At 61.3% G+C, this 13,465-nt stretch carries 10 protein-coding genes; 7 read left to right on the forward strand and 3 right to left on the reverse strand.

Translation table 11 applies throughout. The features are described 5' to 3' along the window. The first annotated feature begins 84 nt into the window (after positions 1-84). From guaB to tadA, 3 genes are read left to right on the forward strand one after another with little or no spacing between them, the layout of a single operon-like run. Positions 85-1,551, forward strand: a complete 1,467-nt coding sequence (gene guaB / locus CKO36_RS02840; protein WP_200280276.1) for an IMP dehydrogenase — start codon at positions 85-87, stop codon at positions 1,549-1,551. 2 nt (positions 1,552-1,553) lie between these two features. Next, positions 1,554-3,131, forward strand: coding sequence for a glutamine-hydrolyzing GMP synthase (gene guaA, locus CKO36_RS02845; protein ID WP_200280279.1), 1,578 nt, complete (start codon positions 1,554-1,556; stop codon positions 3,129-3,131). 3 nt (positions 3,132-3,134) lie between these two features. Beyond that, on the forward strand, positions 3,135-3,641 hold the full coding sequence (gene tadA / locus CKO36_RS02850; protein ID WP_338053409.1) for a tRNA adenosine(34) deaminase TadA: 507 nt from the start codon (positions 3,135-3,137) through the stop codon (positions 3,639-3,641). Positions 3,642-3,686: 45 nt separating this feature from the next. On the opposite strand, the gene CKO36_RS02855 is transcribed toward tadA, so the two are convergent. Further along, positions 3,687-4,241, reverse strand: a complete 555-nt coding sequence (locus CKO36_RS02855; protein WP_242469348.1) for a hypothetical protein — start codon at positions 4,239-4,241, stop codon at positions 3,687-3,689. Positions 4,242-4,500: 259 nt separating this feature from the next. Beyond that, the gene (locus CKO36_RS02860) at positions 4,501-6,288 is read right to left on the reverse strand and encodes an SLC13 family permease (RefSeq protein WP_200280285.1); all 1,788 of its coding nucleotides are present in this window, start codon (positions 6,286-6,288) and stop codon (positions 4,501-4,503) included. Between the two features lie 88 nt (positions 6,289-6,376). On the opposite strand from CKO36_RS02860, the gene pbpC reads away from it, so the two are divergent. Further along, entirely contained in the window at positions 6,377-8,470 is a 2,094-nt protein-coding gene (gene pbpC, locus CKO36_RS02865; RefSeq protein WP_242469349.1) for a penicillin-binding protein 1C, read from the forward strand. A gap of 82 nt (positions 8,471-8,552) precedes the next feature. Continuing rightward, a complete protein-coding gene (gene ssb / locus CKO36_RS02870; protein ID WP_200280288.1) occupies positions 8,553-9,179 on the forward strand; it encodes a single-stranded DNA-binding protein in 627 nt (208 codons plus the stop codon). Positions 9,180-9,311: 132 nt separating this feature from the next. On the opposite strand, the gene CKO36_RS02875 is transcribed toward ssb, so the two are convergent. Continuing rightward, complete coding sequence (locus tag CKO36_RS02875) at positions 9,312-9,869, reverse strand: N-acetylmuramoyl-L-alanine amidase (RefSeq protein ID WP_242469350.1); 558 nt, start codon at positions 9,867-9,869, stop codon at positions 9,312-9,314. 148 nt (positions 9,870-10,017) lie between these two features. Between CKO36_RS02875 and CKO36_RS02880 the strand changes: the two genes are divergently transcribed. Both CKO36_RS02880 and CKO36_RS02885 read left to right on the forward strand, forming a co-directional pair. Beyond that, a complete protein-coding gene (locus CKO36_RS02880; RefSeq protein ID WP_200280291.1) occupies positions 10,018-11,454 on the forward strand; it encodes a L,D-transpeptidase in 1,437 nt (478 codons plus the stop codon). An 80-nt stretch (positions 11,455-11,534) separates the two neighbouring features. After that, entirely contained in the window at positions 11,535-13,406 is a 1,872-nt protein-coding gene (locus tag CKO36_RS02885; protein WP_200280294.1) for a hypothetical protein, read from the forward strand. Positions 13,407-13,465: the final 59 nt, after the last annotated feature.

Genomic DNA, 13,465 nt, shown 5'->3' on the forward strand with positions numbered 1-13,465 from the left:
GTCAGAATCTTGGTATCGCCGTGCGTAATGCCGACAGGTATGATGCACCTTAGCTGAATTTTTTCGACCCTGGAGTCCGTTCTGATGCGTCTGATCGAAGAGGCCCTGACCTTCGACGATGTGCTGCTGGTGCCCGCACATTCCACCGTGGTACCCAGCGAAGTCGATCTTGGCACCCAACTCACGCGCGACATCGCGCTAAAAATCCCCCTGCTGTCGTCGGCCATGGACACCGTGACCGAAAGCCGCCTCGCCATCGCAATGGCGCTTGAGGGCGGCATTGGCATTGTGCATAAAAATATGCGCATTGAGCGACAGGCGCGCGAGGTGCTGGGCGTCAAAAAATACGAAAGCGGCATTATCCGCGATCCCATCACCGTTCCGCCGCATACCAGCGTCGGGAGCGTCCTGCAACTCACGCGCGCGCGCAATATCAGCGGCGTACCGGTGACCGAGGACGGCAAGCTGGTCGGTATCGTCACCAGCCGCGACCTGCGCTTTGAGCACCGCATGGAGGCTCCGGTGGCTGCGATTATGACCGAACGCGAGCGCCTGGTCACCGTGCTGGAAGGCGCGCCGCGCGAGGAAGTCCTGAGCCTGCTGCACAAGCACCGCATCGAAAAAGTCCTGGTGGTCAACGAGGATTTCGAGCTGCGCGGCCTGATTACTGTGAAGGATATCCAGAAAGCCAAGGACTTTCCCAAAGCCTCGCGCGATCACCACGAGCGTCTGCGCGTCGGCGCGGCGGTCGGGGTTGGGCGCGGGACCGAGGAACGGGTCACCGCGCTGGTCGAGGCCGGCGTCGATGTGCTGGTGGTGGATACCGCCCATGGCCATTCCCAGGGCGTCCTCGACCGCATTGCCTGGACCAAACAGCATTTTCCCGAAGTCCAGGTCATCGGGGGCAATATCGCCACCGCCGATGCCGCCCTGGCGCTGGCCAAAGCCGGCGCTGATGCGGTCAAGGTCGGCATCGGCCCGGGCTCTATCTGCACTACGCGCATTGTCGCCGGCGTGGGCGTGCCGCAGATCACCGCCGTCAGCAATGTCACCCAGGCGCTGGAAGGCTCTGGTATTCCGGTCATCGCTGATGGCGGCCTGCGCTACTCAGGCGATGTCGCCAAGGTCATTGCGGCTGGTGCGCACAGTGTGATGATCGGCAGCTTGTTCGCCGGGACCGACGAGGCACCGGGCGAGGTTGAAATCTATCAGGGCCGCTCGTACAAATCCTATCGCGGCATGGGCTCGCTCGGCGCCATGGGCAGCCAGGAAGGTTCCAGTGACCGCTATTTTCAGGAAAACGTCGCGAAGGAAAAGCTGGTACCGGAAGGCATTGAGGGCCGGGTGCCTTACAAAGGCAGCCTGATTAACGTGATCGCGCAGTTAATCGGCGGCCTGGCTTCCAGCATGGGCTACACCGGCTGCCGCACCATTGATGAGATGCGCACCCGGCCGCAGTTCGTGCGGGTCAGCGCGGCCGGCATGCGCGAATCCCACGTCCATGATGTGCAAATCACCAAAGAAGCTCCCAACTACCGGATTGATAACTAATCGTGACTCAAGCTTTGCATGCTGACCGGATTCTGATTCTCGATTTCGGCTCTCAGTACAGCCAACTCATCGCCCGCCGCGTGCGCGAAGCGGGCGTTTATTGCGAACTCCACCCCTATGACCTCGACGTCGCCGTGCTGCGCGAATTCGCCCCGCGCGGCATCATTCTGTCCGGCGGCCCGGAATCCGTGCATCAGGGCACGGCACCCCAGGCCCCCGCACAACTGTTCGAGCTTGGCGTTCCGGTGCTTGGCATCTGCTACGGTATGCAGGCCATGGCCGCCCAGCTTGGCGGTCAGGTCGCGGCGGCCGAACAGCGCGAATACGGCTATGCACAGGTGCGCGCACGCGGACACTCGCAGCTGTTGCGTGCCATTGAGGATCACGACTCCTTGGAGGGCTTCGGCCTGCTGGATGTCTGGATGAGCCATGCGGACCGGGTCGAGCGTCTGCCCGAGGGTTTTCAGGTCATTGCCGAGACTGACAATGCCCCGCTGGCCGGGATCGCCGATGAAGCGCGCGGCTTCTACGGGCTGCAATTTCACCCCGAAGTGACCCATACCCGCCAGGGCAAACGCATCCTCGAACGCTTTGTGCATGAAATCTGTGATTGTAGCAAACAGTGGACACCGGCCAACATCGCCGAGGAGGCCATTGCCAAAATTCGCGCCCAGGTTGGCGAGGATCAGGTGCTGCTCGGCCTGTCTGGCGGCGTGGATTCCTCCGTGGTCGCGGCCCTGCTACATCGCGCCATCGGCGAGCGTTTGGTGTGCGTCTTTGTCGATAACGGCCTGTTGCGCGCCGGTGAGGCTGATCAGGTCATGGCCACCTTTGCGCGGCACATGGGTGTGCGTGTCATCCGCGTCGAGGCCGAAGAACGCTTCCTTACCCGTCTCGCCGGCATCAGCGATCCAGAACACAAGCGCAAAATCATCGGCAATACCTTCATTGAAGTCTTTGAGGAAGAAGCCGCACGCTTGAGCGATGTACATTGGCTGGCCCAGGGCACCATTTACCCCGATGTCATCGAATCGGCCGGCGCTCGCACCGGCAAGGCCAAGGTGATTAAATCCCACCACAATGTCGGCGGCCTGCCCGAGCGCATGCAACTCAAGCTGGTCGAACCGCTGCGGGACTTGTTCAAGGATGAGGTACGCAAACTCGGCCTGGAACTCGGTCTGCCGGCGGATATGATCCAGCGCCACCCTTTCCCTGGCCCCGGACTGGGCGTGCGCATCCTGGGTGAGGTGTACAAGGAAGCCGCTGATGTACTGCGCCTAGCCGATGCCATTTTCATCGAAGAACTGCGCCGTGAACATCTCTACGACCAGGTCTCCCAAGCCTTCGCCGTCTTCCTGCCGGTGCGCTCGGTGGGCGTGGTGGGTGACAACCGCCAGTACGCCCATGTCATCGCCTTGCGTGCCGTTGAAACGCTGGATTTCATGACCGCCCGCTGGGCTGATCTGCCTTATGCCTTCCTGGCTCATGTCAGCCAGCGCATCGTCAATGAAATCGCCGGCGTTTCGCGCGTCGTCTACGATGTCACCGGAAAACCGCCGGGGACCATTGAGTGGGAATAGTACGTGGAATGCAACGACCAGCACTGGATGCAGCAGGCGCTTGCCTTAGCCAAGCGGGCCGCTTGCGAAGGTGAGGTGCCCGTTGGTGCTGTGCTGGTGCGGGATGGGGTTTTAATCGGAGCGGGCTGGAATCGTCCGCTGGCCACACATGATCCCAGCGCCCATGCCGAGATTTTGGCGCTGCGCGATGCCGGGCAGCGACTCGGCAATTATCGACTGCCTGCGTCCAGACTCTATGTCACCCTGGAACCCTGCGTCATGTGCGCTGGGGCCATGATTCACGCCCGGGTCGAGACTGTGATTTTCGGCACCCTGGATCCCAAAGCCGGTGCCTGTGGCAGCGTGTTTGACCTGCTTCCCGCAGATGGGCGTTTCAATCACCACACCCAATGTCGCGGCCCGATCCTTGCCACGGCTTGCGGAGAACTGTTGAGGGAATTTTTCCGGAATCGACGCGCGAGCCACAAAGGTGCAAACCAGCGTCGCCCTGACAGACAGCCCCAAAAATAACCGCGCCGCGCGAGCAGTCGCGACGCAGTTATTTGGGCTGATCAGCTAGCCCTGGCTGCCAACGCGCTTCGCAATGATGGCGCCGCGCATCGAAATCATGAAAAAGGTGCTGGCAAAAAAGCCGGCGGCAGCGACCGCAAGGGTCATCATAAAGGGCTTGGATTGCGCATCGGCCACGCCGAAGGTCTCGCCCAGCTGGATCAGTGCAGGGTTATTCTCGGGAACGGCAATCAGGAAGGCGCAGTAGACCAGGAAGGCAGACAAAAACAGCATCCGGATGTCCATCTGAATGGCCGCGAGCACCGCAGCAAAAGCAATCAGATACACCAGAAGAATAGTGTACTGCTGATCACTCATCAGCTCGCGAATCCCCTGAGTGTTCAGAAGATAGACCAGACCGATCAGTGCACCCCAGTGAATGCCCTGGCGGATCAGATACCACAGACGAGATTCGTCATTCAGGTACATCTGCCCCCACCCGGATCCCAGAGAAAAGAGTGCAAGGACGGGGATGAACAGCTCCCAGTAACGGGAAGCCCCGGCGAGCCCTCCGCTGGTGAGACTATAGAGCAAGACAACGACACCAAAGAGGAGCAACATCGGGATCATGCCAGACAGCATGGAGTTGCTGCGCTTGGACCTGCTGGACGCAGCCCCACTGGAAACAGTGCTTGGCGACTGGGACATGGAATTTCCTCCCATGAAAGATCAATGGTAAGTAGACCGACAGCGCCTGACGGCGAACGTCGATCAAACGGCGACATGGAGCTTTAGTGGCTCACCCGGCCATATTAACCTTTTACTATTTGGGTGTTAAGAAAAAAACTGACCTAGCGCAGCTTAAGTGCGGAAAAAGTGATCACAGCGGCCAAATCAGAGGCACCAGCAACACGGTTATCATCCCCACCAAGGCGGTCAGCGGCGTACCAACCCGGACAAAATCGGCGAAGCGATAGCCCCCCACGCTAAACACCATGAGATTGGTCTGATAACCAATCGGCGTGGCGAAGCTTGCGGACGCCGCCACCATCACCACCACCATAAAGGCGGTGGGATCGACACCCATTTGCACCGCCGTATCCAGTGCAATCGGAAACGCCAGCACCGCAGCGACATTGTTGGTGGCCAGCGCGGTCAGAAAAGCGGTCGCAACAAATACCAGCGCCAGCGACAACCAAGCATCACCCTGGGCCAGCCCGATCAGCGAATCCGCCAACAGCGTCGCCACCCCGGTTTTCTCCAACGCCGCCCCAATGCCAAAGGAGGTCGCAATCACCACCAGCACCTGCCAATCCGGCGCGCGGCGGGCGATATGCCCGGCTGTGCAGCGGGTGATCAGCATGGCACCGGCGGCCAGCAGCGCGGCCTCCAGCATGCTGAACAGCCCCAACCCGGCCAGGGCCACCATGGCGCTCACAATGGCAATCGCCACAGGCGCACGCTGATGTTGCAGCGGATGCTGGTCGCCGAGCTGACTAACCACCAGAAAATCACGCGAATCGCGCTGCTGCACGACAAATTCCGGGCGCGATTCCAGCAACAGGGTGTCACCGGCCTGGAGCGCAATATCGCCAATTTTGCTCTGCACCCGTTCACCATTGCGCGACAGGGCGATAATCACGGCATTGTAGCGGGTGCGAAAACGTCCCTCGCGCACCGTCAAGCCGATAAAGGGACATTTGTTCGACAGCACCGCCTCGACAAAGCAACGGTCCTGCCGCGGCCCGCCGAGCTTAAACACCTGATTGGTCGCCGGTACCAGACCGCGAATGCGCTGCAGATCCATCACCGAGTCAATCACCCCGGCAAACACCAGCCGATCATTACCATACAGGGGTTCCTGAGAGGACACCGCCGGAATACTGCGCCCCTGGCGCTCGATCTCGACCAGAAACAGCCCCGGCAACTGCCGCAACCCGGCCTGCTCGATGCTCTTGCCCACCAGGGCGCTGCCAGACTCCACCAGCATCTCCACCGTATAGCGGCGCACATCCTCAAACCCCGCCGCCGCCGGCGCGCGCATCGGCAGCAACCAGCGTCCGGTCAACAGCACAAAGATCACCACAGCGGCAATCAGGGGCACGCCGATCCAGGCCAGCTCAAAGAGCCCAAACCCCGCTGCCCCGGTGCGTTCCACATAGAGCCCATTGATCACCAAATTGGTGCTGGTGCCAATCAGGGTGCAGGTGCCCCCGGCAATGCTGGCATAGCTAAGCGGAATCAGCAGCTTGGATAACTGCAACCCATTGCGCCGCGCCCAATCGACCACAGCGGGAATAAAAATCGCCACCACCGGCGTATTGTTTAAAAAGGCACTCAACCCCGCCACTGGAAGCATCAAGCGCAGTTGCGCGCGCGCCTCCCCGTGCGGGCGCCCCAGCAGCGACTGACTGATCCAGCCCACCGCCCCGGTTTCGGTCAAGCCACTGACCACCACATAGAGCACCGCCACCGTCAACATGCCCGGATTGGAAAAACCCGCCAGCGCCTCGCCCGGCGTCAGCACCCCCGTCACCAGCAGCAGGGTCAACCCGGCGGAGGTGACAAGATCCGGCGCGATGCGCGTGCAAGCAAAGAGCAAAAAACACAAAATAACGACTGATAGGGTCAGGACTGCGGGCCAGCCCAGCGCGAGCAAATCAGCCATGTGCGTGTGACCTGTTAGAGTAGCAGCAGGATTGCAGCAAAAATTATAGCCCTTGGTGACGGTTCAAACATCAACGCACGCGGATCGCTTGAGCCAAGCGAAGCCTTCCTTACTGGTCCTGGGCCTGTCTGCGCTCCTGGTCGCCGGACTTGGCTTGCTCGCCGTACTCAGCCTGGGCAGCCACATGCAGCCGGCACCCAGTCTGACTACCCCCAGTTCCCGGCTGATTCTTGATCGCGACGGGCGGCTGCTGCGCGCCCTGCCCGTCGCCGACGGACGTTGGCGTCTGCCGCTCACCTTAGACGACCTCGATCCTTTGCTGATCGACCTGCTGCTGTGCTGGGAAGATCGGCGCTTTTTGGCCCATTCAGGCATCGACTGGGCCGCCATGACACGTGCTCTGGTGCAACTGCTCCGACACGGGCGCATCGTCTCTGGTGGCTCCACGCTCAGCATGCAGCTGGTGCGCCTGCTCGAACAGACACCCACCCACTCCCTGCGCGGCAAATGGCAGCAGCTCACCGGCGCACTGGCGCTCGAACGCCAGGCCAGCAAGCGCGAGATTCTGCGCGCCTACCTGCAGCACGCTGGCTATGGCGGCAATCTCGAAGGCGTGCGTTCGGCAAGCCTGGCCTATTTCAGCAAGGAACCGCGTCACCTGAGCCCGGCCCAGGCCGCCCTGCTGGTCGCCCTACCCCAGTCACCGGAGCGCCGCCGCCCGGATCGCCATCCCCAGGCCGCCAAAACCGCACGCAACCGAGTGCTGGCCCGCGCCGCCGCGCAAGGTGTGATCGATCGCGAGACGGCCAAGCAGGCGATGGCGGCCCCCATCCCGCACACCCGACAGCCGCTCCCGCGTCTGGCTGCGCATCGCAGTGGCTACTGGGCGCGCCACCACTCTGAAGCACCGCAGCTGCAACTCACCCTTTCCGCCCCCTTGCAACGCTCACTCGAACAGCTCGCCCAGACGCGGGCCACCACTCTAGCGCCACGCCTGTCCCTGGCCCTCATGGTGGTTGATCATCGCAGCGGCGACATTCTGGCCTCCGTCGGCTCAGCCGGCTATACCGATGCTTCCCGTCATGGCTTTATCGACATGACAGACGCGGTGCGCTCCCCCGGCTCGACACTCAAGCCGCTGATTTACGGGCTGGCTTTCGAGCTGGGCCTGGCGCATCCCGAAAGCCTGATCGAAGACCGTCCCAGCGGCTTCGGCCACTATGCCCCGACCAACTTTGACGGTGACTTTGCCGGCACCGTCACAGTGCGCGAGGCACTGCAACGCTCGCTCAATGTGCCCGCCGTGACCATGCTCGAACGCGTCGGCCCAGCTCGCCTGCTCGCACGGCTGCGCCGTGCCGGCGTTCAGGCGCAACGCCCGGGTGAGCGACCCGCCGGACTGGCCATTGCGCTCGGTGGCGTGGGTCTGCGCCTGCGCGACCTGATGGCGCTTTACACCGCCATTGCCCGGGGCGGCCAGTCGATCGCCTTGCGCGAATGGATCCGGCCCAACACCCCCCCATCAGCACGCCAATCCGCTACTCAGGCCCCAGTGCTGGAGGCACGCGCCGCCTGGTACCTGAGTTCCATCCTGTCCGGCGCCGATGCCCAGCACAGCGGCGCAGCGAGCATTGCCATCAAAACCGGCACCTCCTACGGCTATCGCGACGCCTGGGCGCTGGGCTTTGACGGCGCCCATGTGGTCGGCGTCTGGGTGGGGCGCCCGGATGGCGCCCCGGTCAGCGAACTCACTGGCGCCGGGACCGCTGTGCCGATTCTGATCGACGCCTTCACCCGTCTCGGCTCCCCCAGCCCTTTGCCGCCCGCCCCCGAAGGCATCCTGACCCTGAGCAGTGCGCAGCTCCCGCCGCCTCTGCAGCGGGTTGAATCCAGCCACAGCGCTGGCCAGCCAGCGCCACGAGTGCAGATCGCCTATCCACCCGACGGCGCTCGCGTCGACCTAGAGCTGGGACTGGAGAATCACGGCGTCCGCCGTCCGACCCTGGCCTTGAAAGCACGCGGTGGCCACGCCCCCTTCACCTGGATCATCAATGGTGGCACCGTCCAGCGGGAAGCCTTCGCGCGTAGCAGCCAATGGCATCCTGATGGGCAGGGATTCGCTGACATCTTGCTGATTGATGCCGCAGGAGCCAGGGCCAGCGCCCAGGTCTTAATCGAATAACGGCTGGCGCTGCGCTGGACAAGGCGCACCCGCTTTGGGCAAGATGCCGATCAATGAAAACCGATGGCGATGGAGAACCCCAATGGCTTCGCGTGGTGTCAACAAAGTGATTCTAATCGGAAATCTGGGTAATGACCCGGATGTCCGCTACCTCCCCAGCGGCGACCCGGTCGCCAACCTGTCGCTCGCCACCAGCGAAAGCTGGAAAGACAAAACCACCGGCGAGCCACAGGAACGCACGGAATGGCATCGCGTTGTGATTTTTGGCCGCACCGCCGAAGTCGCCAAGCAATACCTGCACAAAGGCTCCAAAGTCTATATTGAGGGCAAGCTGCGCACCCGCAAATGGCAGGGCCAGGACGGCCAGGATCGCTACACCACCGAGGTGGTCGTCGATATCACCGGCAGTATGCAAATGCTCGACAGCCGCACCAGCGATGGGGGTGGCGCTGGTGCCTACGCTACTCCCAACCCCTGGTCCAGCGATGCAGCACACGACAACTCTGCTGCCGCCGCGCCGGCCCCAGCGCACCAACCCTCTCCCGATCAACCCAGCGCCCAACAGTCCCAGCCGCCAGCACAACCCCCAGCTCAGCAGCACTCGGCTCAACACCCGGCCCCGCCACACCAGCCCCCACCCCAGAACAGTGGCGGCCCCAGCCAAGCCCCAGACATCGACGAACCCTTCGACGACGACATCCCATTCTGACTGACTGCACTTGGCGAGCAGGCCGAACAGGGCATCGAATTCACTGGCACGAGCGAGCGGGGTCGTAATTCCACGACTGCCCGCACACGGAAATTTTCCGCCATCGATCCTTTGAGGCCAAGCCAACTTGGTTTAACTCAGCGCGTTCAGCACTCGCTGCCAGGGAAACGCCTGCCCTGGATCCTGTTTGCGTTTCATCTCAATGCCGTTGCAATCAATGGTCGAATCATCCAGCTCGGCATGCGACTTGATGGCCGTCACATCCAGCCCATAGCGCTCCAGCAGCTCACGCAGCAGAGCGATCAGGCGGTCGATCTGCGTCGCATCAAACGGATCCATGCCATCCCCATCATTGACCAGCTCAATACCAATTGAATCCTGATTGTGCCCGCGCACATGGTAGGCCACCTGAGACTCCGGCACCATGCTCACGATGGAGCCATCGCGTCCAATCACATAATGAATGCTGATCCGGCCCTGATTGCGCAAAAAATGCTGCACAATTCCCGCCAGAGTACCCCCCCGAAAACGGCGCGACGCATCACAATCCGGACCACCCGTGGCATGAATAACAATCTGCCGCACCGCCGCTTGACGCGGCTTGCCCACTACTGGCACCTGCCCATCACCCGCAGCCAGCGGCATGGCAACACCGATCAATAGCACAGGCAGAAGGGCCACCAAGTTCATAACAGTCTCCTGATGTTATCCACAGATCTTAAGAGATTACGTGCAGCAACACAGCTCCGGTGCCGCTCCCTTTTCACGCAGCGCTGCTACAATACAAACAAGCCGCCGCCCGAAAGCTCCCTGCCGAGAAGCCTAAGAAAAACTAATTATGATCTCCAGAGTGCTGCATCGCGACCTCCTGTCGCCAACCGTCCTTGTTACCACCTTATTTGCACTGTCCAGCCCTGCACCCGCTGCCACGCACCCGGTGGTGCATATTGCCGATTATCCACAGGAAGCGGCTGCCTGGCGCGCATGGGACCAGCTGCGTGAACAGAGTCCGCAAGCCATCTCTGGGCTTAAACCACAGGTGGTAAAACGTGACTGGGTTTATACATTAATTGGAGTAGCCGATCAGGGAAAAGCTGAACATAGTTGCCAACAACTGCGCCAAGTGGGTCAGCAATGTTTTATCAGCCAGGCCAACGTTGCCGATGATCCAACGGCCACACCAACCCTGGAAACCAGCACACCATCACCACCGCCGCCAACGTCAACACCTGCAGCCATTCCTGCAACCCAAGACCGCACAGCGTTACAACAGCCTCCAACCGCCAGTCTTCTAGCCTCCCCTCCTCCGCCCTCCAGAACCAACCCACGTGAGCCGTCCAGTGACCAGTCCCCCGGCCTGCAACTCGCGCTCTATCACCAGCGCGCAATGGCTGAACAGGGTTGGCAAACTTTGTCGAGCCGCTTCCCTGACTTGCTGGCCAATGCAACACCGGTGTATTCACAATTCAATGGTTATATCGCGCTGCGAGCGGTCGTCGCCAACACAAGCCTGCGCGATACCATCTGCGCCAGCCTGCGCCAGCGCGGCGCCGAATGCCTGCCTGTCACACTCGCCCCACACGAGCGTCCAGCTACGCCCAGCGCACCCAGCGCTAACGCTAACACCGCCACCCCGGACCAACCAGCGGCCAACAGCGCCACCAGCAACGCCAATAAACCTCCACCTCAGAATCCGCCCCCAGCTGCGCCCGCCGCACCAACCACCCAGACCCCCAGTGCCTCCAGTGCCACAACAGCACCCGTCCCATTGCCTCCCCCGCCCCAATTTGGCCACGGCGGTCTAAACAAGCAATACAGCGCATCCCCCCTGGGACCGAATTCCATTCTGATTTCCACCGCTGATCGCAAACTGCTTTACCAAGCGCAAGACGGCCGCATCTACGTCTGGCCGGTGGCCGTCGGACGCCATCGATCGTTTCACATTTTTGGCGACACTGAAATCACCCAAAAACGTCCCCATCCCACCTGGACACCACCACCGGAGATGCGCCAGCGCAACCCAAGGCTCCCGCGCAGCATGGGGCCGGGACCGCACAACCCGCTCGGAGCCTACGCACTGAACCTGGGCTTTCCCTATATTCGCATTCATGGCACCAACCGACCCCAGAGCGTGGGCCGGGCGACCTCCTCAGGCTGCTACCGCATGCATGCCGATGCAATCAAGTTCCTATTCAACTCGGTTTCAGTTGGCACACCCGTGCGCGTCACCAATCAACCTTTGACATCCTTGATCCAATTGACCGCCGCCAAATAAGCCCGGACACCAGCAACTCCGCCGGCTGATTCACAAGCCTTCAGCCCATTCCCGCAGATTTCCTAAGCAGTGCACTCCACATGATGAATTTTCTCTGCCTAGCGTCCCGGCGCCGTTCCATCCTGTGTTTGCTTCTGGCGCTCATCAGCACCAGCGCGACCGGCGCAATCACAGCCAGCCCAGCGTCGGTCATCGACTCCAACCCGCTGAACGATCTGGTCCGCATCCTGGCCGGACTGCCAGTTGCGAAGCAATCGCCCTATGCTGATCTGATGCGCTCCCCGGCCTGGCAAAGCTACCACGAACAAATTCAACACATCTGGGCACGCTACGACCAGTCGCAGGCGGCCAAGGTGGAAGCTTTCCGCGCACAATGGTTGCCAAAGGATGTGCACCAGAACCACGATCTGCTCTACCCCTTTGCTGGGGCCGATTTCCTCTATGCCGATCTGTTCTTTCCACAGGCAACCAACATTTATATGTTCGGCCTGGAGCCGCTTGGCGAGATCCCGGGACGCGAGCGCCTCAACAGCGCTTACTACAACGGCGTGATTCAAGCCACCGAGGATTTGTTGCGGCTGACGTTTTTTCGCACCAAAGCCATGCGCCAGGACTTTCTGCGCAACGGCACCGTCCCCCTACTCAGCTATTTCATTGTCCATCGCGGCCATGTCATCAAAGACATCACCTATTTGCGACTCGATGACCAGGGTATTCCACACAGCACACCTGTCGCCAAAGCCACTGGAGCGCGGATCGCCTTTCAGGATGCGCACAGCGCCCGCATTCGTGCACTCTGGTACTGGCGTGGGGATCTCAGCAATCAGGCACTCGCCAACGCCCCAGGCCTGCAACGCTATCTGTCCGACCTGCCCCGCTCCAACCTCTACATGAAGGCCGCCAGTTACCTGTGCCATCACCAGGGCTTTCAGGACGCCTGCACCCTGTTTCGCGACCGCGCCCGGCTGAGTCTGCAAGAAGACTCCGGCATGCCACTGCGCTTCTTCCCCGCAGAGGACTGGACACGAACCTTCTTTGGCAAATACAGCCCCCCCATTTCGGTATTCACCGATCCGCTGTATCGGCAGCAAAATGCCCTGCGACAGGCATATGCCAACGCCAATCAGGTGCACGCACTCCCCTTCCCACTCGGGTATCACGCCTCGGCGCACGCGGATAACCTGATGCTGGCCATCCGCACCGATGCAGCCCCGGTGCAGCCTTCAACACCAGAGCCAGAACTCGAACCAGAACCGACTGCGGCAACACCCACGCTGGCCATGCAGCCCTCAGTGCCCCCATCACAGCCTTCTGCTCAATCCCTGCAACCGCAGACCATTCCTGAACCAGCGGCCTCCGAGCCAACCAGCCCGGTACCTCCGACGCTCCCTCCCCCGGCTCCCAAGCCCCCTCAAGCAACCGAGTCAGCGCCGTTGGACCGCTCACCAGCACCAACATCAAAGCCAGCACCAGCACCAGCCCCGCAACCAGAACCAGAGCAGGAGCAGAAGCAGGAGAAAAAGCCACAGCCGACACATCAACCGGCCAGCATTCAAGAGCAACTTGACGCCGCCGGCATCGCCTACAAAATCAACGACGGCGGCACCATCTGGTTGATACAGTCCGTCAACAACGGCCGCACTCAACTAACCTTCATCGCCACCGCAGCAAACCCCATCGGAGAGATCACCATGCGCGACATCTGGTCGGTCGGCTACCTGTCAACCGATGATGCCCTCTCCGTTGAGACCACCATGCAACTGCTAAAAGATAATGCAGCGAACCACTTGGGCGCCTGGGAACTGGGCAGCTTTGTTGGTAAGGCGGCAGGCATCTTCCGCGCCAGAATCCCCGCCGAAACCGACTGGCAGACACTCGCCACCATTATCAAGCAGGTCTCCACCACCGCCGACAGCAAAGAACGAGAACTCATGGGCGGTGACGAACTCTAAACCAAACATTTCAAACAGCCTCAACATCCCGAACGGCCACCCCCTAACTTGCGAACTGC

The sequence above is a fragment of the Rhabdochromatium marinum genome, from assembly GCF_016583795.1.
In the GTDB taxonomy this organism is placed as follows: Bacteria; Pseudomonadota; Gammaproteobacteria; order Chromatiales; family Chromatiaceae; genus Rhabdochromatium; species Rhabdochromatium marinum.

Bases quoted from the DNA above. Each gene is read 5' to 3' on its own strand.
- CKO36_RS02875 (WP_242469350.1), bottom strand. From the start codon at position 9,869: ATGAACTTGGTGGCCCTTCTGCCTGTGCTATTGATCGGTGTTGCCATG.
- guaB (WP_200280276.1), top strand. From the start codon at position 85: ATGCGTCTGATCGAAGAGGCCCTGACCTTCGACGATGTGCTGCTGGTG.
- CKO36_RS02885 (WP_200280294.1), top strand. From the start codon at position 11,535: ATGATGAATTTTCTCTGCCTAGCGTCCCGGCGCCGTTCCATCCTGTGT.
- CKO36_RS02880 (WP_200280291.1), top strand. From the start codon at position 10,018: ATGATCTCCAGAGTGCTGCATCGCGACCTCCTGTCGCCAACCGTCCTT.
- CKO36_RS02855 (WP_242469348.1), bottom strand. From the start codon at position 4,241: ATGTTGCTCCTCTTTGGTGTCGTTGTCTTGCTCTATAGTCTCACCAGC.
- CKO36_RS02860 (WP_200280285.1), bottom strand. From the start codon at position 6,288: ATGGCTGATTTGCTCGCGCTGGGCTGGCCCGCAGTCCTGACCCTATCA.
- ssb (WP_200280288.1), top strand. From the start codon at position 8,553: ATGGCTTCGCGTGGTGTCAACAAAGTGATTCTAATCGGAAATCTGGGT.